21 protein-coding genes are annotated in these 19,949 nt (G+C 66.9%); 17 read left to right on the top strand and 4 right to left on the bottom strand.

Annotation, left to right across the window (positions count from 1 at the left end):
* Window positions 1-7 precede the first annotated feature (7 nt).
* Window positions 8-1,216 (bottom strand): CaiB/BaiF CoA transferase family protein, encoded by a 1,209-nt coding sequence (locus ACN5KJ_RS17490; protein WP_418595212.1) that lies wholly within the window; start codon window positions 1,214-1,216, stop codon window positions 8-10.
* Window positions 1,213-2,169 carry a hydroxymethylglutaryl-CoA lyase gene (locus ACN5KJ_RS17485; RefSeq protein ID WP_347168351.1) on the bottom strand — a complete coding sequence of 319 codons (957 nt, stop codon included), beginning with the start codon at window positions 2,167-2,169 and terminating at the stop codon, window positions 1,213-1,215. Before ACN5KJ_RS17485 ends, ACN5KJ_RS17490 begins: the two co-directional genes overlap by 4 nt.
* Window positions 2,170-2,475: 306 nt before the next feature.
* Between ACN5KJ_RS17485 and ACN5KJ_RS17480 the strand changes: the two genes are divergently transcribed.
* The 4 genes from ACN5KJ_RS17480 (at window position 2,476) to ACN5KJ_RS17465 (ending at window position 6,507) form a co-directional block, all read left to right on the top strand.
* Window positions 2,476-3,447 (top strand): Bug family tripartite tricarboxylate transporter substrate binding protein, encoded by a 972-nt coding sequence (locus ACN5KJ_RS17480; protein ID WP_418595211.1) that lies wholly within the window; start codon window positions 2,476-2,478, stop codon window positions 3,445-3,447.
* Window positions 3,444-3,875 carry a tripartite tricarboxylate transporter TctB family protein gene (locus tag ACN5KJ_RS17475; protein WP_418595210.1) on the top strand — a complete coding sequence of 144 codons (432 nt, stop codon included), beginning with the start codon at window positions 3,444-3,446 and terminating at the stop codon, window positions 3,873-3,875. The genes ACN5KJ_RS17480 and ACN5KJ_RS17475 overlap by 4 nt, the downstream gene beginning before the upstream one ends.
* 97 nt (window positions 3,876-3,972) lie before the next feature.
* Complete coding sequence (locus ACN5KJ_RS17470; RefSeq protein WP_206563496.1) at window positions 3,973-5,487, top strand: tripartite tricarboxylate transporter permease; 1,515 nt, start codon at window positions 3,973-3,975, stop codon at window positions 5,485-5,487.
* 213 nt (window positions 5,488-5,700) lie between these two features.
* The gene (locus ACN5KJ_RS17465) at window positions 5,701-6,507 is read left to right on the top strand and encodes a shikimate dehydrogenase family protein (protein WP_418595209.1); all 807 of its coding nucleotides are present in this window, start codon (window positions 5,701-5,703) and stop codon (window positions 6,505-6,507) included.
* Between the two features lie 101 nt (window positions 6,508-6,608).
* Here the strand turns inward: ACN5KJ_RS17465 and ACN5KJ_RS17460 are convergent, their stop codons facing one another.
* A complete protein-coding gene (locus ACN5KJ_RS17460) occupies window positions 6,609-7,445 on the bottom strand; it encodes an amidohydrolase family protein (protein ID WP_418595208.1) in 837 nt (278 codons plus the stop codon).
* A gap of 201 nt (window positions 7,446-7,646) precedes the next feature.
* On the opposite strand from ACN5KJ_RS17460, the gene ACN5KJ_RS17455 reads away from it, so the two are divergent.
* From ACN5KJ_RS17455 to ACN5KJ_RS17400, 12 genes are read left to right on the top strand one after another with little or no spacing between them, the layout of a single operon-like run.
* The gene (locus ACN5KJ_RS17455; protein ID WP_418595207.1) at window positions 7,647-8,951 is read left to right on the top strand and encodes an ABC transporter substrate-binding protein; all 1,305 of its coding nucleotides are present in this window, start codon (window positions 7,647-7,649) and stop codon (window positions 8,949-8,951) included.
* Between the two features lie 53 nt (window positions 8,952-9,004).
* A complete protein-coding gene (locus ACN5KJ_RS17450) occupies window positions 9,005-9,901 on the top strand; it encodes a carbohydrate ABC transporter permease (RefSeq protein WP_418595206.1) in 897 nt (298 codons plus the stop codon).
* Between the two features lie 4 nt (window positions 9,902-9,905).
* Complete coding sequence (locus ACN5KJ_RS17445) at window positions 9,906-10,772, top strand: carbohydrate ABC transporter permease (protein ID WP_418595205.1); 867 nt, start codon at window positions 9,906-9,908, stop codon at window positions 10,770-10,772.
* Between the two features lie 3 nt (window positions 10,773-10,775).
* Window positions 10,776-11,861: an ABC transporter ATP-binding protein gene (locus ACN5KJ_RS17440; RefSeq protein WP_418595204.1), complete on the top strand. Its 1,086-nt coding sequence runs from the start codon at window positions 10,776-10,778 to the stop codon at window positions 11,859-11,861.
* A 3-nt stretch (window positions 11,862-11,864) separates the two neighbouring features.
* On the top strand, window positions 11,865-12,977 hold the full coding sequence (locus tag ACN5KJ_RS17435) for a mandelate racemase/muconate lactonizing enzyme family protein (RefSeq protein WP_418595203.1): 1,113 nt from the start codon (window positions 11,865-11,867) through the stop codon (window positions 12,975-12,977).
* Complete coding sequence (locus ACN5KJ_RS17430; protein ID WP_347168342.1) at window positions 12,978-13,307, top strand: L-rhamnose mutarotase; 330 nt, start codon at window positions 12,978-12,980, stop codon at window positions 13,305-13,307.
* Window positions 13,300-14,358, top strand: coding sequence for a Gfo/Idh/MocA family protein (locus ACN5KJ_RS17425; protein WP_418595202.1), 1,059 nt, complete (start codon window positions 13,300-13,302; stop codon window positions 14,356-14,358). The genes ACN5KJ_RS17430 and ACN5KJ_RS17425 overlap by 8 nt, the downstream gene beginning before the upstream one ends.
* On the top strand, window positions 14,351-14,797 hold the full coding sequence (locus tag ACN5KJ_RS17420; protein WP_418595201.1) for a MaoC family dehydratase: 447 nt from the start codon (window positions 14,351-14,353) through the stop codon (window positions 14,795-14,797). The genes ACN5KJ_RS17425 and ACN5KJ_RS17420 overlap by 8 nt, the downstream gene beginning before the upstream one ends.
* Window positions 14,794-15,108, top strand: coding sequence for a UxaA family hydrolase (locus tag ACN5KJ_RS17415; protein ID WP_418595200.1), 315 nt, complete (start codon window positions 14,794-14,796; stop codon window positions 15,106-15,108). The genes ACN5KJ_RS17420 and ACN5KJ_RS17415 overlap by 4 nt, the downstream gene beginning before the upstream one ends.
* On the top strand, window positions 15,105-16,301 hold the full coding sequence (locus tag ACN5KJ_RS17410; protein ID WP_418595199.1) for a UxaA family hydrolase: 1,197 nt from the start codon (window positions 15,105-15,107) through the stop codon (window positions 16,299-16,301). The genes ACN5KJ_RS17415 and ACN5KJ_RS17410 overlap by 4 nt, the downstream gene beginning before the upstream one ends.
* A 14-nt stretch (window positions 16,302-16,315) precedes the next feature.
* On the top strand, window positions 16,316-17,053 hold the full coding sequence (locus ACN5KJ_RS17405) for an SDR family oxidoreductase (RefSeq protein ID WP_418595198.1): 738 nt from the start codon (window positions 16,316-16,318) through the stop codon (window positions 17,051-17,053).
* A 17-nt stretch (window positions 17,054-17,070) separates the two neighbouring features.
* Window positions 17,071-17,910 carry a fumarylacetoacetate hydrolase family protein gene (locus tag ACN5KJ_RS17400; RefSeq protein ID WP_418595197.1) on the top strand — a complete coding sequence of 280 codons (840 nt, stop codon included), beginning with the start codon at window positions 17,071-17,073 and terminating at the stop codon, window positions 17,908-17,910.
* A gap of 150 nt (window positions 17,911-18,060) precedes the next feature.
* Here ACN5KJ_RS17400 and ACN5KJ_RS17395 read toward each other — a convergent pair whose 3' ends face one another.
* Window positions 18,061-18,513, bottom strand: coding sequence for an Lrp/AsnC family transcriptional regulator (locus ACN5KJ_RS17395; protein WP_347168335.1), 453 nt, complete (start codon window positions 18,511-18,513; stop codon window positions 18,061-18,063).
* Between the two features lie 118 nt (window positions 18,514-18,631).
* Here ACN5KJ_RS17395 and ACN5KJ_RS17390 point away from each other — a divergent pair, with 118 nt between their 5' ends.
* The gene (locus tag ACN5KJ_RS17390; RefSeq protein WP_418595196.1) at window positions 18,632-19,609 is read left to right on the top strand and encodes a nucleoside recognition domain-containing protein; all 978 of its coding nucleotides are present in this window, start codon (window positions 18,632-18,634) and stop codon (window positions 19,607-19,609) included.
* The last annotated feature ends 340 nt before the right edge of the window (window positions 19,610-19,949 follow it).

The raw sequence follows: 19,949 nt of genomic DNA, 5'->3' as shown, positions 1-19,949 counted from the left end.
CAGGGCCTCAGGTGGTTCCGGCGCCCAGCACGCCGGCCGCGACCAGCGCGTCGATCTCGGCCTCGTCGAAACCGGCGGTGCGCAGCGCGTCGCGGCCCCCGGCGCCCAGCTCGGGCGTCGGGTGGCGGACCTGCAGGGGCGTCTTCGAGAACTTGACCGGAAAGCCGATCATGCCGACCTCGCCGCGCTTCTCGTGCGGCACCCGCAGTACCATGTCCTGTGCGGCGACCTGCGGATCGGCCAGCGCCTCGGTGACCGATTGCACCCGGCCCGAGGGTACACCCGCCGCGTTCAGCCGCGTGATCCAGCCCTCTTGCGTGTCGTGGGCGAGCGCTTCGTTGATCAGCGCGTTCAGCTCGGCCCGGTGCCGCAGCCGCACCTCGTTCGAGGCAAAGCGCGGGTCGGTCAGCAGGTGGCCAAGGCCCAGCTCGCCAAGGAACTTCTCGACGATCCGGTCGGTCGAGGGCGCCACGGCGATGTCGCCGTCCGAGGCCCGGAACAACCCGTAGGGCGAGGCGATCGGATGGTCGTTGCCGGTGGGCACCGGGTCGCGGCCCGTGGCCAGAGCGTTCGAGGTCAGATAGGCCAGCATCGACATCATCGACATCATCATCGAGGCCTCGACCCGTTGCGCCGGTCCGCCGTTTTCGCGCCCGCGCAGCGCCGCCACGGCGCCAAGCGCGGCATATAGCCCGGCGACGACATCGGTGATCGGCGGCGCGGTGCGCAGCGGGCCGGTGTCGGGGGTGCCATTGGTGGCCATGTAGCCCGACATGGCCTGCGCGATGAAATCGAAGGCCGGGCGGTCGGCATAGGGCCCGTCGCTGCCGTAGCCGTTGACGCTGACGACGATAAGGTCCGGGTTGATCTGGCGCAGGCGCTCTTCGGTCAGGCCCATGCGGTCGAGGATACCGGGGCGGAAGTTCTCTGTCAGGATATCGGCGCCCGCCAGCAGACGCTCCAGCACGGCGACGCCTTCGGGGTTGCGCAGGTCCAGCTCGACCGAGGTCTTGTTGCGGTTGAACCCGGCGAAGTACCACGACAGGCCTTCGACCCTGTGGCCCTGCTTGCGCACCGGATCGCCGCCGGGCGTCTCGACCTTGACGACCTCGGCGCCCAGATCGCCAAGGATCATCGAACAGAAGGGGCCCGAAAGGATGCGCGTCAGGTCGATGACGCGCACACCGGACAGCGGCAGGGGGGCGGGCGCGCTCATCCGGCGGCCGTCACGGTCAGCTTCGGGTCGTGGCGCTTCAGCCGCGGACCGGCCTTGAGCACCTGACCGGGCAGGGGGCGGCCGATCTGGTCCTGGGTCAGCAGGGCCGCCCCGATCAGCGCATCAAGGTCGACGCCGGTCTCGTAGCCGCTTTCCTGAAGCAGGTAGACGAGGTCTTCGGTGCAGATATTGCCGGTCGCCCCGGCGGCGAAGGGGCAGCCGCCAAGCCCGCCCACGGCGGCGTCGTAATGGGTCACGCCCTCGGCAAGGCCGGTCATGACGCAGGCAAGGCCGACGCCACGGGTGTTGTGGAAATGCAGGTGGATCTCCAGCCCCGGTGCCGCCTCGCGGATGGCCCGGATCGCGGCGCGCACGGTCTGCGGGGTGGCCATGCCGGTGGTGTCGCCCAGCGACACGCTGTCGGCGCCAAGCTCCTGGTAGCGGCGGGCGATGCGGGCCACCTGCTCGGGCGGGACGACACCCTCGAAGGGGCAGCCGAAGGCCGTGGCCATGCCGCCCTCGACCCCGATGCCCGCCGCCTTGAGCACCTCGAAGACCGCGCCGAACTCGTCCAGCGACTGGTCGACCGGGCGGTTCACGTTCTTCAGGTTGTGCGTCTCGGAGGCCGAGACGACCGTGTGCACCGCGTCCAGCTTGCAGGTGGCGGCCCGTTCCGCACCGCGCAGGTTGGGCACCAGCGCGGTGACCCATGCGCCCTCGGGCCGGTCGATCCCGGCCAGCACCTCTTCGGCATCCGCCAGCTGCGGCACGGCGCGCGGGCTGACGAAGGATGTCACCTGCATGTGCCGCAGGCCGCTGGCGAAAAGCGCGTTGGCGATCTCGATCTTCTTCGCGGTCGGGATGAAGGTCTTTTCGTTCTGGAACCCGTCGCGGGGACCGACCTCGCAGACGGTGATCCGGCTGCCTTCAGGAACGGAAGCGGTGCTGGCCATGGGGCTGGTCCTTTCGGTCTGGGCGGTGGGCCGCCGGTGACATGTCGCGCCATTGTTGGCAAATCACGCACAGGGTTCACCAGCGGTGTCAAGGAGCGCGGTGGCGCCCCGGCCCCTGCGGCGCGCGCGCCGACCCCGGGAAGGCCCGGTCCGGTTTGCGGGGGGGGCGAAAAGGCAGGCCGGCCCGCTCCGGCGGGACCGCCCGCAGCCGGAGCCGGCCACTTTCCTGCAGGACAAGAGACCGGAACGCTTGCAAACGAACGTAACATGCCCTTTCCTCCCTTTTATCTCTGGGAGGAGTAACACATGAAAAACCTTACGATCACCTCGGCCGCTTTCGGCCTTGCGCTTTCGCTTGGCCTGTCGGCAGGCGCCCCGGCACAGGCGGCGGAGTGCATTGCCCCGTCCAACCCCGGCGGCGGCTGGGATTTCACCTGCCGCACCATCGGCCGCATCCTGACGGAACTCGACCTTGTCGACGGCAACGTGCAGGTCACCAACATGCCCGGCGGCGTCGGCGCGGTGACCTATGCCATGGTCGTGAACGAGCGCCCGGCGGATGCCGAGCTGATCGTCGCGACCTCGACCGTGGGCATCACGCAGATCGCGCAGGGCCGCTATCCGGCGCCGGTGGACGCGGTCCGCTACCTTGCGATGCTGGGCGCCGATGTGGGCGTGATCGCGGTGGACGACGAAAGCCCGATCCAGTCGCTGGCCGAGCTGACAGAAATCATGGCCAACGATCCCGGTTCCATCGTGACGGCGGGTTCGTCGGGGGCCGGTGGCTGGGACCATATCCGCCTGCTGATGGTGGCCCGCGAAGGTGGCCTTGAAAGCCTTGGCGACCTGCGCTGGGTGCAGTTCGACGGCGGCACCGATGCGGTGACGCAGATGATGGGCGGCCAGATCAGCGTGGTGTCGACCGACCTGGGCGAGATCGCGGGCTTCGTCGAATCCGGCGATATCCGCATCCTCGCCGCGCTCTCGGACGAGCCGATCCCGGCCTTCCCGGACATCCCGACCGCCGCCTCGCAGGGGATCGACGTCACCGGCTACAACTGGCGCGGCCTCTACACCGGCGGCGAGGTCTCGGACGAGGACTACGCCACATGGGTCGCGAACCTCGAAACGCTCTACAACTCTGAGAACTGGCAGAGCGCGGCGGTCGAGTTCGGCCTGGTCCCGATCTGGCGCGGCGGCGAAGAGTTCGAAGCCTACGTCATGGAACAGGAAAAGGTCATGGCGGACATCTCGCGCGATATCGGCGTGATTGAATGACCGTCAGGATAGCCGGCGTCGCGATCTTTGTGATCGCGGCGCTCTATACCTGGTACGGGCAGGGCTACACGGCGAATTTCGGCGATGTGCTGGGGCCTTCGGTCTTTCCGGTGATCGTGGGCATCCCGGCGATGATCCTGTCGGCCTCGCTGGTGGTCTTTCCCTCGGGACAGGTCGACTGGCCCGACCGCAGCCACATGGCGCGGCAGGCGGCGGCCCTGGTGATCCTCGTGGGATATGCCTTTCTGCTGCTGCCGCTGGGCTTTCCGCTGGCGACCTTCCTTCTGATCGCCGGGCTGGGGATCGTGCTGGGCGGCGCACCGCTGAAAGCCGCGCTGCTGGGGGCGGTGATCGCGCCGGGCCTCTGGGCGCTTTTCGATCAGGTCCTTGGTCTGCCGCTGGCCTTTCTCGGGCGCTGGTTCGGCTAGAACCGCCGCCCGGGACGGGGCGTTCCGGCCCCGTAGCAGACCCACGGACCACCACACCAAAGGCGACACGCCCTAGAACGCAGGACACCGCGCCACGATGGAAACCTTTTCTCTGCTCGCCCACGGCTTTGCCGTTGCGCTGACACCGCTGAACATCGCGCTTTTGTTGCTGGGCTGCTTCGCCGGCACGCTGATCGGCGCGCTGCCGGGGCTGGGCCCGGTCAACGGGGTGGCGATCCTGATCCCGCTGACCTTCGCCTTCGGCTTCGACGCCACCTCGTCGCTGATCCTGCTGTCCTCGGTCTACTTCGGCTGCATGTACGGCGGGCGGATTTCCTCGATTCTGCTGAACATCCCCGGCGACGAGCCCGCCGTGATGACCACGCTGGACGGCTATCCCATGGCGCAGCAGGGCCGGGCGGCGGATGCCCTTGCGATATCCGGCGTCGCCAGCTTTGTCGGAGCCACGGTCGCGGTGATCGGCCTGACGCTGTTCGCGCCGATGCTTGCGCGCATGGCGATCTACTTTGGCCCGGCGGATTACTTCGCGCTCTATATCCTTGCCTTCGTCACCATCGGGGGCATCGCCGGGGTCGACCCCCGCAAGACGCTGCTGTCGGCGCTGCTGGGCCTGATGATCGCCACGGCGGGGCTGGACCCGATCTCGGGCATCCCGCGCTATACCTTCAACAATTACCACCTGTATGACGGCATCGACGCGATCGTCGCGCTGGTGGGGCTGTTCGCGATCTCGGAAATCCTGATGATCCTCGAAAAGGCGGTGCGGGACCGGGCCAAGCCGATCGGCATCGACAGCTGGATTCCCGATGTCCGCACTATCTGGCGAACCCGCTGGGCGATCCTGCGCGGCTCTGTCGTGGGCTTTATCGCGGGGGTGCTGCCGGGGGCAGGGGCTTCGCTGGGGTCGGTCATGTCCTACTCGATGGAAAAGCAGGCCAGCGACAAGGACGGCACCTTCGGCAAGGGCGATCCGCGCGGCGTCGCGGCGCCCGAGGCGGGCAACAACGCGGCCTCTGGCGGGGCGCTGATCCCGATGCTGTCGCTGGGGGTGCCCGGGTCGGGCACCACGGCGGTCATGCTGGCCATGCTGATCAGCCTGAACGTCCAGCCCGGCCCGCTGCTGTTCGAGCGCCAGCCGGATCTGGTCTGGGGGCTGGTGGCCTCGCTCTACCTTGGCAACGTGGCGCTCTTGATCCTGAACCTGCCGATGATCGGGCTGTTCAGCCGGTTGATGATGGTGCCGACATGGGCGCTGATGCCCATCGTCGCGGCGGTCAGCTTTGTCGGCGTCTTCTCGATCTCGAACTCGACCTTCGACCTGGAACTGATGATCATCTTCGGCGTGCTGGGCTACCTCCTGCGCAAGCTGGACGTCAGTCTTGTGCCGCTGGTGCTGGGCCTGCTTCTGGGCGGCGACATGGAGCGCAACCTGCGCCGCGCCATGTCGATCTCGGACGGCGACTGGGGCATCCTGATCGCCAGCCCGATCTCGATCACGCTGTACCTGCTGACGGCGATGTTCCTCGGCCTGTCGGTCTGGTTCGCGCTGCGCGAGCGCCGCCGCCTGCTGGCACGGGTCGGCGGGGACTGAGGACCGGGCCGGGCAAGAACCTGTCCCGGCGCGATGGCGGACGTCCGGACTGTCGGCCGGATGCGCCGGAGCCTTCGCCTTGGGGGCTGGCGGGGCTTGCGCCTGCCGCAGGGGTGCGGGAAAGGGGGCCGTTGGTTGAATGGGCGTTTCGGGGGTGCAGGGCGTGGGGACATGGACAGGATACGGGGCCGAGCAGCGGGCGCGGTGGCTTCGATGACCGGCATGGCAATCAGCGGCAAGACCCGCTTTGTCCTGATGCTGGGCGATCCCATCGTGCAGGTGAAGGCGCCCGCGGGCTTCGCGGCATGGGCGCGGGACACGGGGACCGATGCGGTCATGTTGCCGGTCGCTGTGCCCGAGGCGGCGCTGCCCGCGACGCTGGAGGCCCTGCGCGGCTGGCGCAATTGTCTGGGCGCGGTGGTCACCTGCCCGCACAAGCAGGCGGTGGCCCGGCTGGTCGACAGCGTTTCCCCGGCGGTGGGGCTGACCGGCGCCTGCAACGTGGTGCGGCGCACGGCGGACGGACAGTTGCACGGAGAGATGACCGACGGGCTGGGCTTCGTCGCGGCCTTGCGGGCCAACGGGTTCGATCCGGCGGGTCGCGACGTGCAGCTTGTGGGGGCGGGCGGCGCGGGCGCGGCGATTGCCCTGGCGCTGGCAGAGAACGGCGCGCGGCTGGTGATCATCGACCGCGACAGGGCCCGGCAGGCCACCCTGCTCGACCGGCTGGCGGCGCAGGGACAGGTCCTGTCCGCGCCACCGGAGGATTTTTCCGCCGCGCTGGTCTGCAACGCCACGCCGGTCGGGATGAACGGCGACACCGCCCATCCCTGGCCGCTGGAGGATCTGCCCCGGGACTGTTTCGTGGCGGATATCGTGCCCGAACCGGCCGAGACGCCGTGGATCGTCGCGGCGCGCGCCCGGGGGCACCGGGTTCAGACCGGCCCCGAGATGGTGGCCGGGCAGATGCCGGCCATCGTCGATATCCTGATGGCGCATCGCGACGGCGCCGAGGGCTGAAGGCCCGCGCCGGGCTGCGGTCAGGGACTTGATCGCAGTCTGGCGGGATCAGGCTGCCCCGGCTTTCCCCTTGCCTGCAACAGCGGTCGGCGCGCCCGGGGTCACAGCCCCCAGATGCGGCGGGCGTTGCCGGACGCCAGCGCGCGGGCCTCGGTCTCCGAGACCTCGGACAGCAGGGCGCGGGTGACGGCGACCCATTGGTCGAGCGAGGAATTCAGCGTGCAGACCGGGCTGTCAGAGCCCCAGACCACGCGGTCCCAGCCGAAGCACCCGATGACGTGTTCGGCGTAGGGGCGCAGGCTGTCCAGCGTCCAGTCCGGCGCCGCGTAGGCGGTGATGCCGGATATCTTGGCGTTCACGTTCGGGCGTTCCGCCAGCCGTGACACCGCGGCGGCCCAGTCGTCGAAGGCACCGGCTGCGATGTCGGGAACGCCGCAGTGGTCCATGACGAAGGTGGTGTCGGGGCAGGCGTCCACCAGCGCGGCGGCCAGATCCAGCTGCCGGGCCAGCATGCAGATGTCGAAGGGCAGGCCATGCGCGCCCATCCGTCCCACATTGGCGCGGAAGCGGTTCGAGGTGGAAACCTCGTCCGGCACCACATGCAGCACGCGGCGGATACCCTTCACCACACTCCGGTCGAGGGTGTCGAGGAAGGCCTCGAAGCCGTCGTCCTCGGGCCGCGCCGAGGAAATGGCGCCCCGGATCAGGCTGCCGTCCTGCGCCATCATATCCGCGACCCATGCGTTTTCTTTGGCGATGTCGGCGGGGTCGCAATCGACCTCCATGTGCAGGGCGCCTTCGATGCCGATGCGGCGGGCGGTGGTCTGGTAGTCGGCCAGCGTCCAGTCGCGGTCCAGCGCGGGCACCTCTTTCAGCCAAGGGTAATGAATGCGCTCCCGGTCGACGAGATGCAGGTGGGTGTCGAACAGGGCAATCATGGTGTTCCTCCTTGGTGTCGCGCTTGCGGGCGGGCGTAGGGTTCCGCACCCGCAAGCGCTTTCCCCGAGTTCAGCTTGACTCACAAGTGAAAGTCAAGTTTAGATATAAAAGTAGCTTCTGGATATGAAAGTCCCGCCGGTCGAAGGTCCGGGGTCGCGGGATGTTCGGGACGCGAGACGGATCGAAACGGGAGGAAGACCATGACAGCCAGAATGACGGGCGCATCGCTGATCGCGCTGACGACGGTTCTTGCCACGGGCGCGCAGGCGGCAGAGTTCGACGGCGTGACCATCGACGCCAAGCTGATCGGCGGCCAGCAGTACGAGGCGCTTTACGCGCGCATCAGCGCGTGGGAAGAGATGACCGGCGCCACGGTCAACGTGATCTCGAAGAAGAACCACTTCGAGCTGGACAAGGAATTCAAGTCCGACATCGCGGCGGGCACCACCGACTGGTGCGTGGGCTCGAACCACTCGTCCTTCGCCTCGCAGTATCCCTCGCTTTACACCGACCTTTCGGCGCTGGTGCCGCAGGAAACCGTGGACGGCTTCGTGCAGGCCAATATCGCGGCGGCCACACTGGGCGGCAAGCTGGTGATGCTGCCGCGCGCGCAGTTCGACGTCTCGGCGCTGTACTACCAGAAGGACCTCTACGAGGATGCCGACCGGGCCGCGGCCTTCGAAGAGGAATACGGCTACCCGCTGGCGGTGCCCGAGACATGGGACCAGGTGAAGGATCAGGCGATCTTCTTCGCCGATCCGCCGAACTTCTACGGCACGCAATACGCCGGCAAGGACGAGGCCATCGTCGGTCGCTTCTACGAGCTTGTGGTGGCCAATGGCGGCGCGCTTTTCAACGACGACTTCTCGCCCGCGTTCAATTCGGACGCCGGGAAAGAGGCGCTGCAATGGTTCGTGGATCTCTACGAATCCGGCGCGGTTCCGGCGGGCACCACCAACTACCTCTGGGACGACCTCGGCAACGGCTTCGCCTCGGGCACCATCGCGCTGAACCTCGACTGGCCGGGCTGGGCGGCCTTCTTCAACGACGCTTCGTCCTCGAAGGTCGCGGGCAATGTCGGCATGGCCCCGGCGCCCAAGGGCTCGGCGGGTGTGCGCAGCGGCTGGTCGGGCTTCCACGGCTTCTCGGTCACCGAGGACTGCGCCAACAAGGAGGCGGCGGCCTCGCTGGTGGACTTCCTGACCAACGAGGACAGCCAGAAGCTGGAAAGCAGCGCCGGGCCCTTGCCCTCGCGCACGGCGGTCTGGGAATGGGTGGCCGAAGAGGCCAAGGACGATCCCTACCGCGCCGAGGTCCTCGCCGCCTTCCAGGAAACCGCCGCGACCGCCTTTGCGGTACCGCCGACGGAATACTGGATCGAGGCGACGAACCTGATCTACCCGGAACTTCAGGCCGCGATCCTCGGCGACAAGACGGTGGACGAGGCGCTGTCCGATGCCTCTGACGCGGTCGACGAACTGATGCAGGAAGAAGGCGTCTACTGACGCCCGCGCGGGGGCGGCATCCATCGCCCCCGCCAATCCAAGGACCAGCCCCCATGACACGTCTGAAACTGCCCCCGTGGCTGGTGCTTCTGCTGCCAGCCATCGTGATCCTTGCGGCCGTCGTAATGATACCGCTGCTGCTGTCGCTCTACTCCAGCTTCACGCCCTACAAGCTGACGCGGCCCGACAGCCTGTACAAGTGGATCGGAACCTTCAACTACGAAAAGGCGCTGACGGACGCCAAGTTCTGGGCGGCCTTTGGGCGCACGGTGCTGCTGCTGACCGTGGCGCTGAACCTTGAAATGCTGTTCGGGCTGGGGCTTGCGCTGATGGTGTCCAAGGTGACGCGCGGCCAGCGCGCGCTGCGCACCATGATGATGTTCCCGATGATGTTCTCGCCGATCCTCGTGGGCTTTCAGTTCAAGTTCATCTTCAACGACAACGTCGGGCTGGTGAACAACGCGCTGCAGTCGCTGGGGATCACCGACATCGCCATCCCGTGGCTGGTGGACGGCAACCTCGCGATGTTCTCGATCATCTTCGCAGAGGTCTGGACCGCCACCTCGGTCTTCGCCATCCTGATCCTTGCCGGGCTCTACGCCATCCCGCAGGACCCGCTGGAGGCGGCCAAGGTCGACGGCTGCACCCCGTGGCAAAGCTTTCGCTTCGTGACGCTGCCCTTCCTGATGCCCTTCATCTACATCGCCATGGCGATCCGGTCGCTGGACGTGGCGCGGGCCTATGACATCGTGCAGATCATGACCAACGGCGGCCCCGCCCGGCGGACGGAACTGCTGTGGACGCTCATAGGACGCACCGGCTACGTCGACGCCCGAATGGGCTATGCGAATGCGATGGGGTATATCTCGATCTTCCTCGCGATCTTCTTCACCGTCTTCTTCTTCCGCAAGCTGACCGCGGCGCGGGCAGAGCTGGGCATGGGGAGCTGAGATCATGGCCAGCAATACAACCCACCGCAATCGCCGCCGCGCGCTGAAGGCGCTGCACCTCTTCGGCCTGTTCCTTGCCATGCTGGTGCTCTGCGTGCCGGGGCTCTGGATCGTGCTGAACTCGTTCCGGCCCACGGTCGAGATCATGGCCAAGCCGCCGGTCTGGATCCCGAACGAGCTGAACCTCGACCATTACCGCGCCATGTTCGGCGGGGTCGGAGAGGGCGGCGTGCCGGTGCTGACCTATTTCCGCAACTCGCTGATCATCTCGGTCACCTCGACGGCCATCGCGCTCTTGGTCGGCATGGCGGGGGGCTATGCCTTCGCGCGCTACCGCTTCAAGGGCAAGGCCTGGATCTTCGTCGGCCTGATGTGCACCCGCGCCGTGCCGGGGGTGGCGCTGTCGCTGCCGCTGTTCATCCTCTTCGCGCGGATCGGCATCATCGACACGCATTTCGGGGTAATCCTCGCCTATGTGGCGATGAACGTGCCCTTCACGATCTGGTTGATCGACGGCTTCTTCCGGCAGGTGCCGCCCTCGTTGGCCGAGGCCGCGCAGATCGACGGATGCACGCGCTGGCAGGCCTTCTGGCAGGTGGAATTCCCGGTCGCCAAGGCGGGCATCGCCAGCGCCGGCATCTTCGCCTTCCTCACCTCGTGGAACGAATACGCGCTGGCGGCGCAGCTGACCCGCTCGGTCACCTCCAAGACGATGCCCGTGGGCCTGCTGGATTTTCAGGCGGAGTTCACCCTCAACTGGGGCGGCATGTGCGCGCTGGCGGTGCTGATGATCATCCCCGCGCTCATCCTGACCTTCCTCGTACAGAAACACCTCATTGCCGGCCTGACCTTCGGCGGCGTGAAAGGATAAGACATGGCTCAGGTTCACCTGCGTGACGTGGTCAAACGGTATGGCACCCTAGAGGTCGTCCATGCCATCAATCTCGACATCGAGGACGGAGAGTTCGTGGTGCTGGTCGGGCCGTCCGGCTGCGGCAAGTCGACGACGCTGCGGATGGTCGCGGGGCTCGAGGACATCTCGGGCGGGGAGATCGCCATCGGCGACCGGGTGGTGAACGACCTGCCGCCGCGCGACCGCAATATCTCGATGGTCTTCCAGAACTACGCGCTCTACCCGCATATGACGGTGCGCGAGAACCTCGGCTTCTCGCTGAAGATCGCCAAGCGCCCGCAGGCAGAGATCGACCGCGCGGTCGACGAGGCGGCGGGCATCCTGTCGCTGGTGCCGCTCTTGGATCGCAAACCCGGCGCGCTGTCTGGCGGGCAGCGCCAGCGGGTCGCCATGGGCCGCGCCATCGTGCGCCACCCCGAGGTCTTCCTCTTCGACGAGCCACTGTCCAACCTCGACGCCAAGCTGCGCACGCAGATGCGGGTCGAGATCAAGAAGCTGCACCAGAAGGTCCGCTCCACCATCGTCTACGTGACCCACGATCAGGTCGAGGCGATGACGCTGGCCGACCGCATCGTGATCATGCGCGACGGCCATATCGAACAGATCGGCAGCCCGCTGGAGGTCTTCGAGGCGCCGGTCAACACCTTCGTGGCGACCTTCATTGGCTCGCCGCCGATGAACCTGCTGGAAGGCCGCGTTCAGGGGGACACCGTGGTGCTGGCGGACGGCACGGCGGTGCCCCTGCCGCCCGGCCACCGCGTCACCGAGGGGCAGGCGGTGCAGCTGGGCATGCGGGCCGACAACATCATGCCGGTCGGCCATGCGCTGCCCGCCACCGGGCCGGTGGCAGAGATCGACATGGCTGTGACGCTGACCGAACCGCTGGGCACGGAGACGCTGCTGTTTGCCGAACTCGCCGGGGTCGAGGTGCAGGCCAAGATGCTGAACCCGCGCCCTGTGCAGGCGGGCGAGCGGATGCGCTTCCAGATCATGCTGGACAAGTGCCACCTCTTCGACGCGGCCTCTGGCGCCGCGCTGAGGGGGTAGGTCATGGCCCGGATCACAAAGGCGCGCGCCTTCATGGTGGTGCTGGAACCCAAGGTTCTGCGCACCGACGCCATCCAGTCCTTCAAGGCGCAGGAAACCATTTTCGTCGAGCTTGCCGACGCCGACGGCGCGACCGGCATGGGCTACAGCTATACCATCGGCGACGGCGGCCCCTCGGTGCTGGCGCTCCTGCAGCACACGCTTCTGCCGCGCCTGATGGGGCAGGAGGGCGAGGCGATCGAGGCGATCTGGCGCGACCTCCTGTTCTTCAGCCACGCGACGGCGGTCGGGCCGATCATGGCGCTGGCCTTGGCGGCGGTGGACACGGCGCTCTGGGACCTGCGCGGGCACCGCACCGGCCTGCCGCTGCACCGGCTGGCGGGCGGGGCCAAGTCCCGCGTGCCCATGTACACCACCGAGGGCGGCTGGCTGCACATCGCCCCCGAGGCGCTGGCCGAGGACGCGCTCTCGGCGCAGGCGCAGGGTTTCCGGGGGTCGAAGGTCAAGATCGGCAAGCCCTCGGTCGCGGGCGACGCCGCGCGGTTGCAGGCGGTGCGCAAGGCGGTGGGCGACGACTACGAGATCATGACCGACGCCAACCAGTCGATGACCGCGCCCGAGGCGCTGCGCCGGGTGCCCATGCTGGAGGCGCTGAACATCGGCTGGTTCGAGGAACCGCTGCCCTCGGACGACATCGCGGGCCACGCGCGCCTTCAGGCCGGGTCACGGGTGCCGGTGGCGGTGGGCGAAAGCCTTTATTCCCCCGGCCAGTTTGCCGACTACATCGCCGCCGGGGCCTGCGGCATCGTGCAGGCCGATGTTGCGCGGGTGGGCGGCATCACGCCATGGCTGAAGGTCGCGCATCTGGCCGAGGCGCATAACCTCGCCATCTGTCCGCATTTCCTGATGGAGCTGCACGTCAGCCTCGTCTGCGCCGTGCCCAATGCGCCCTGGCTGGAATACATCCCGCAGCTTGACGACATCGCCGCCCCCATGGCCCGCGAGGGCGGCGAGGCGCTGGCGCCCGTGACACCGGGGCTGGGCATCGACTGGGACCGCGACAGGCTGGCGGCGCTGACCACCGAAGGCAGCGCCTTCGAGATACGGGAGGGATAGATGCAACGACACGGACAACTCATCGGCATCGGGGCCGAGGCCATCGCCGAGTACAAGGCGCTGCACGCCGCCGCATGGCCGCAGGTGCTGGAGACGATCACCGCCTGCAACATCCGCAACTACTCGATCTTCCTGAAAGAGCCCGAGAACCTGCTCTTTGCCTATTTCGAATATGTGGGCGAGGATTTCGACGCTGATATGGCCCGCATGGCCGCCGACCCGGTGACGCAGCAGTGGTGGGACCGCTGCAAGCCACTGCAACGCCCGCTGGACACGCGGGCCGACGGCGCATGGTGGGCCGAACTGAACGAGGTTTTTCATCATGACTGAGACCCTGAGACAAAGCGTCGAGATGCCCGAAACCGTCACGCCCGTGGTGATCTTCGGCTCCGGCTCCATCGTGACCGACGCGCATCTGCCCGCCTATCGCGACCTTGGCGTGCCGGTGGCGGGGATCTACGACCCGGACCACGCCAAGGCGGCGGAGGTCGCGGGCCAGTGGGACACCCGCGCGCTGAGCACGATGGCGGACGCGACGGGGCAGGGCCGCGTGATCTACGACCTCGCCGTGCCGCCCGCCGCGATCCCCGGCATCCTCGAGGCGCTGCCAGAGGGCGCCATCGCGATCATCCAGAAACCGCTGGGCGCCGATCTGGCCGAGGCCGACGCGATCATCCGGATCCTGCGCCGCAAGAACATCCGCGCCGCCGTGAACTTTCAGCTGCGCTTCGCCCCCATGAGCCTTGCCCTGAAGGATGCGGTCGCCAGGGGCCTTCTGGGCGAGATCGTGGATTTCGACGCCTGGCTGGCGCTGGACACGCCCTGGCACCTCTGGGAGTTCCTGCTGAAGCTGCCCCGGGTCGAGATCCTGCTGCACTCGATCCATTACCTCGATTTCGTGCGCGACCTGATGGGCAACCCGCAGGGCATCCATGCGCGCACGGTGGGGCATCCGTCCTCGACCGTGTCGAACACCCGTTCGACCATGATGCTGGACTATGGCGAGCGGGCCCGCTGCGCGCTGTCGATCAACCACAACCACGCCTTCGGGCGGCAGTTCCAGGCCTGCGAGTTCCGCATCTGCGGCACCAAGGGCGCGGCCTACATGAAGCTGGGCGTGAACCTCGACTACCCCAAGGGCGAACCGGACGAGCTGTGGCTGAACACCGGCGACGGCTGGCAAGAGGTGCCGCTGCAGGGCAACTGGTTCATCGCCGCCTTCCATGGCCGCTTTGCGCAGGTCCAGCGCTTCGCCGCCGGGCTGGACGAGGCGCTGGAGGGCTCTGCCGAGGACGCCTGGCACACCATGGCGCTGGTCGAGGCCGCCTACGACAGCTCTGCCACCCCCATGCATCCGATCAAGGAGGCCCCCGATGCTTGAACAGGTCAAATATTACGAGGATTACCAGATCGGCGAGGGCCGCGAGACCGTGGGCCGCACCATCACCGAGACCGATTTCGTCGTGCACGCGGGCCATTCCGGCGACTTCTTTCCGCATCACCTCGACGCCGAGTTCTGCAAGACGCTGTCTTTCGGGCAGCGCATCGCCCATGGCACCATGGTCTTTACCATCGGCGTCGGGCTGACCGCGACGATCATCAACCCGGTCGCCTTCTCCTACGGCTATGACCGGCTGCGCTTTGTCGCGCCGGTCTTCATCGGCGACACGATCAAGAGCCGGGTCGAGATCACGGCCAAGGAAGAGATGCCCAAGCGTCCCGGTTTCGGCCGCGTGACCGAACGGCTGACCGTGACCAAGCAGGGCGGCGAGACGGCGCTGGTCGCCGATCACATCTACATGGTGGAGATGCGCGGATGACCGGGCCTTTCCTTCTGCTGCACGCGGCGGACAACGTGCTCGTGGCGCGCCGGGCCGCGCCCGAGGGAACGGAGGTCGCGCTGGACAGCGGTGCGGTGCGGCTGACGCGCCCGGTCCCGCTGGCGCACAAGATCGCGCGGCACGCCATCGCGCCGGGCGACACGATCCTGAAATACGGCCTGCCCATCGGCACCGCGACAGAGGCCATCGCGCCGGGCGATCACGTCCACGTGCACAACATCCGCTCGAACTACACGCCGACCCATGCGCTTCAGGACGCGGACGGGGTCAGCGCCGGGGTGGCGCAATGACCCTGACCGGCTATCCCCGCGCGGACGGGCGCAAGGGCATCCGCAACACGGTCGTCGTGGCCTACCTTGTGGAATGCGCGCATTTCGTCGCCTCTAAGGTCGTCGCGGGCTTCCCCGACGACGACGTGCAGCTGATCGGCTTTCCCGGCTGCTTTCCCAACGAATACGCCGCCCGGATGATGGAGCGGCTCTGCACCCATCCCAACGTCGGCGCGGTGCTCTTTGTCTCGCTGGGCTGCGAGAGCTTCGACAAGGTGCGCGCCTCGAACGCGGTTGCCGCATCGGGCCGCCCGGTGAAGACGCTGGTGATCCAGAAGGCGGGCGGCACCATGTCCACCGTCGAGGCGGGCCGCGACTGGGTGCGCGGCGCGCTGGCCGAAATCGGCACGCAGAGCCGCGTGCCCATGGATCTCAGCGAATTGATCGTCGGCACGGTCTGCGGCGGCTCTGACGGGACCTCGGGCATCTCGGGCAACCCGGCGGCTGGGCGGGCCTTCGACCTGCTGGTGGGCGCGGGCGCGGCCTGCATCTTCGAGGAAACCGGAGAGCTGATCGGCTGCGAAGAGATCATGGCCGAGCGCGCCGTGACCCCGGAACTGGGGCAGGCGTTGCGCGCGGCGGTGCAGAAGGCGGAACGCTACTACGCGACCCTGGGTTACGGATCCTTCGCGGCGGGCAATGCCGCCGGGGGCCTGTCGACCATCGAGGAGAAAAGCCTCGGCGCCTATGTCAAATCCGGCGAGTCGCCCATCAGCGGGCTGATCAAGCCCGGCGACATCCCTCCGCGCGGCGGGCTCTACCTGATGGACGTGGTGCCGGACGGCGACGTGCGCTTCGGCTTTCCCAATATCTCGGACAATGCCGAGATCGTCGAGATGATCGCCAGTGGCGCGCATTTGTCGCTGTTTGTGACGGGGCGAGGCTCTGTTGTGGGCTCGGCCATCTCGCCGGTCGTGAAGATCTGCGCCAATCCCGACACCTTCCGCGCGCTGGCCGACGACATGGACGTCAACGCGGGCGACATCATCGAAGGCCTGCGCAGCATCGACGCCGTCGGCGAAGAGATCCGCGACCTGGTGCTGGCGGTGGCGGGCGGGCAGCAGACCCGGTCCGAGGCCATGGGGCACCGGGAATTCATCCTGACCTACAAGACTTTCGCGCCGATCGGGCCGGCCTGCCTGCCCGCGGCGTAACCAAGGAGACAGACGTGAAAAGACTGGACGGCAAGACCTGCGTCGTGACGGCGGCGGGACAGGGCATCGGACGCGCCGCGGCAGAGCGGCTGGCGGCAGAGGGCGCGCGCGTCATCGCCACCGACATCAACGAGGCGGCGCTGGCAGAGCTGAACGTCATCGAAGGGATCGAGGCGCAGCGGCTGGACGTGCTGGACGGCGCGGCGATCACCGCTTTCGCCGAGGCGGTCGGCCCGGTGGACGTGCTCTTCAACTGCGCGGGCGTCGTGCACAACGGCACCATTCTGGAGGCCAGCGAGGACGAGTGGGACTTTGCCTTTAACCTCAACGCCAAGGCACAGTTTCGCATGATCCGCGCCCTGCTGCCGGGGATGCTGGCGCGGGGGGCTGGCTCGATCATCAACATGTCCTCGGTCGCGGGGCCGGTGACCGGGCCGGTCAACCGGCTGGTCTATTCAGCCTCCAAGGCGGCGGTGGCGGGCATGACGCTGGCGGTGGCCAATGATTACGTGACGCAGGGCATCCGCTGCAACGCCATCGCGCCCGGCACGGTCGACAGCCCCTCGCTGCACGAGCGCCTGCGCGCCACGGGCGATTATGACGGCGCGCTGAAGGCCTTCATCGGGCGCCAGCCCATGGGCCGCATCGGCAAGCCCGAAGAGGTCGCCGCGCTGGTGGCCTATCTGGCCGCCGACGAAAGCGGCTTCACCACCGGACAGGTGCATGTGATCGACGGCGGCTGGACCGCCTGACAGGAAGGAAAACAGACATGAAATTCGCACGTTACGGCGCACGCGGCGCCGAGAAACCCGCCCTGGTCGAGGCCGACGGCACGCTGCGCGACCTCTCGGACCATGTGGACGATATCGCGGGCGATGTGCTGACGCGGCTGGATGCCCTGCGCGACATCGACCCGGCCAGCCTGCCCGTGGTCGAGGGCACGCCCCGTCTGGGCGCCTGCGTGGGCCGCACCGGCAAGTTCATCTGTATCGGCCTGAACTACGCCGACCACGCCGCCGAAAGCGGGCTGGAAGTGCCGCCGGAGCCGGTGATCTTCGCCAAGTATACCTCGGCCATCTGCGGGCCGAACGACCCGATCCTGATCCCGCGCGGCTCGGACAAGACCGACTGGGAGGTCGAGCTGGCCTTCGTCGTGGGCAAGAAGGCCAAATATGTCTCCGAGGCCGATGCCATGGACCACGTGGCGGGCTTCTGCGTGGTCAACGACGTGTCCGAACGCGCCTACCAGATCGAGCGCTCGGGCCAGTGGTCCAAGGGCAAGTCCTCGGACAACTTCGGCCCCACCGGCCCCTGGCTGGTGACGCCGGACGAGGTCGGCGACTTCGACGCGCTGCACATGTGGCTCGACGTGAACGGCGAGCGGGTGCAGGACGGATCGACCGCGACGATGGTCTACCGGGTGCCCTTCCTGCTGTCCTACCTGTCGCAGTTCTTCACGCTGGAACCGGGCGATATCGTCTCGACCGGCACGCCCCCGGGCGTCGGACTGGGCTTCAACCCGCCGCGCTACCTGAAGGCGGGCGACGTGGTGGAACTGGGCATCGAAGGTCTCGGCACGCAGAAGCAGGTCTGCCAGAACGACACCTGAGCCCCCCGCGGGCATCGGAAAGGCGCGGCCTGTGCAGGCCGCGCCTTTGATGTGTCGGGCCGCCTTCGCCAAGGGTGCAGGTGGCCCGGTGCCTTAATAGAGTTCCTCTGGCATATGTTGATTATTCGTTTATTTTCATATGATTGCGCATCATAGTTCAACTGCCGTCTCAAGTTTTGCTGTGCGAATGACCATCATGGTAAAGAAGCGCGCAACATTGGTCTGATCGCGGAAAAGCCGGTCGCAGAGCGCGTCGAACTCTTCCATGTCACGCAGGCCCAGCATCAGGACCACATCCGTATCGCCGGTCACGGCATAGGCCTGGGACACGGCCTCTTCTTCAACCGCTAGATTAAGAAAGCGCCGCATGTGCTGCTCTCCGTGCAATTTTAGCTCGACTGTCACCAGCGCTTTCAGGCCGCGCCCGGTCTTGGCGGGGTTCAGAATTGCCACCACGCGGTCAATGATCCCCGTCTTGCGCAGCCGCCGCACCCGGCGCAGGCAGCTGGACGGCGACAAGCCGACCTCTTCGGCAATCTCCACATTCGTTCGCGAGGCATCCCGTTGAAGAAGGTTCAGAAGCTTTCTGTCGATCCGGTCCATATGTGCATCCCCGCTGTTGGCGGCACTGTGCAATAAAATTGCATATTCATGCAATCTTTGACCGCAAATGCCAGTGGTCTGAGGTATCAGACCAGAGCCATCGCAAAGGAGTGCCCGGATGTCGTTTCTCTCAACTGTCCTGCATAAGACGCGGGAAACGCTTGGACTTTACTATGTTCTTGCCCGGATCACGATCCCGGTGACCATCGCGGCAGAGCTGCTTTCGCGCATGGGCGTCATCGAGGCCGTCGCCCCCGCATTTGCGCCGGTCATGAGCCTTGTGGGGCTTCCGCCAGAGCTGGGGCTGGCCTGGCTGACCGGCATGGTGGTCGGGATCTGGGGTGCGGTTCCGCTGGTTTTTACGCTTGTTCCGGTGTCGTCCCTGAGTACGGCGGATATCACGGTCTTCTCGGCGCTTCTGCTCTTCGCGCACGCCCTGCCGATCGAGCAGAAGATCGTCCAGAAGGCCGGTCCCGGCATGGCTGCCACGACGCTGTTGCGCGTTGCCGGTGGCCTGCTCTACGCCTATCTTCTGCACCGGGTTCTGGCGGCCACGGGCTGGCTTGCGGCACCTGCAGAGCCGCTCTGGATTCCGATGAGCGCCCCGGACGACTGGGCGGCGTTCTTCATCGGCCTGACAGAGACCATGATCTCCATGCTTGTCATTCTTGTGGGGCTCACCTGGGCGCTGGATCTGCTGAAATACACAGGGGTGCTGGACTTGATGATGTGGGTGTTGGCGCCGGTGCTGCGCCTCGCCGGGGTCCGGCGCGAAGCGGGCCACCTGACCGCCGTCGGCCTGTTCCTTGGCATTTCCTACGGCGGCGGCCTGTTGATCCGCGAGGCGCGATCCGGCGCCGTGTCTCCCCGCCAGGTTTTCGTGTCCTGCGTCTTCATGGGGTTTGCCCATAGCGTCATCGAGGACACGATGATTGTCCTGGCGCTGGGGGCTGACATCGGCGGGGTTCTCATCGGGCGGATCGCCTTTGCCCTGGCCGCAACCGCCGCCATTGCGGCCCTTGTGCGCGCAATGTCCGACGAGACCTTCTTTTCCTGGTGCTTTTGGAAGGCAGAGACAGTCGCGCCTCAGAGGTGATCTGGGATTATACTTTTATAATAGTTGGTTGCTGAGTTTATCTACAGCATCACATGAGGGTGATCCGGGCCTTTCCCGGCAAGCGGCCTGCCTTCGCGCACCGCGCCTTTGGTGCGTTGCGCGGTGTTCCGTGTCTTGCGGTTGTCAGGAGCGGCGTCGGTCGCTTGGATGTGGTCGGCCTGTTCCCTGGTATGTCCTGCGGTGGAGGCCTGTTGATCCGCGAGGCGCGATCCGACGGCCTTTTCGGCCCTTGTGTGAACCAGTTCCGGCGAGATCTTCTTTGCTGGTTCTGGTGGAATCCAGCGACCATTGAGACTTACCGGAAAATAAGAAAAATATA

Source organism: Ponticoccus sp. (in: a-proteobacteria) (assembly GCF_048381735.1).
The sequence above is the reverse complement of the archived record's forward strand: the minus strand, read 5'-3'. Positions and strand labels throughout refer to the sequence as shown.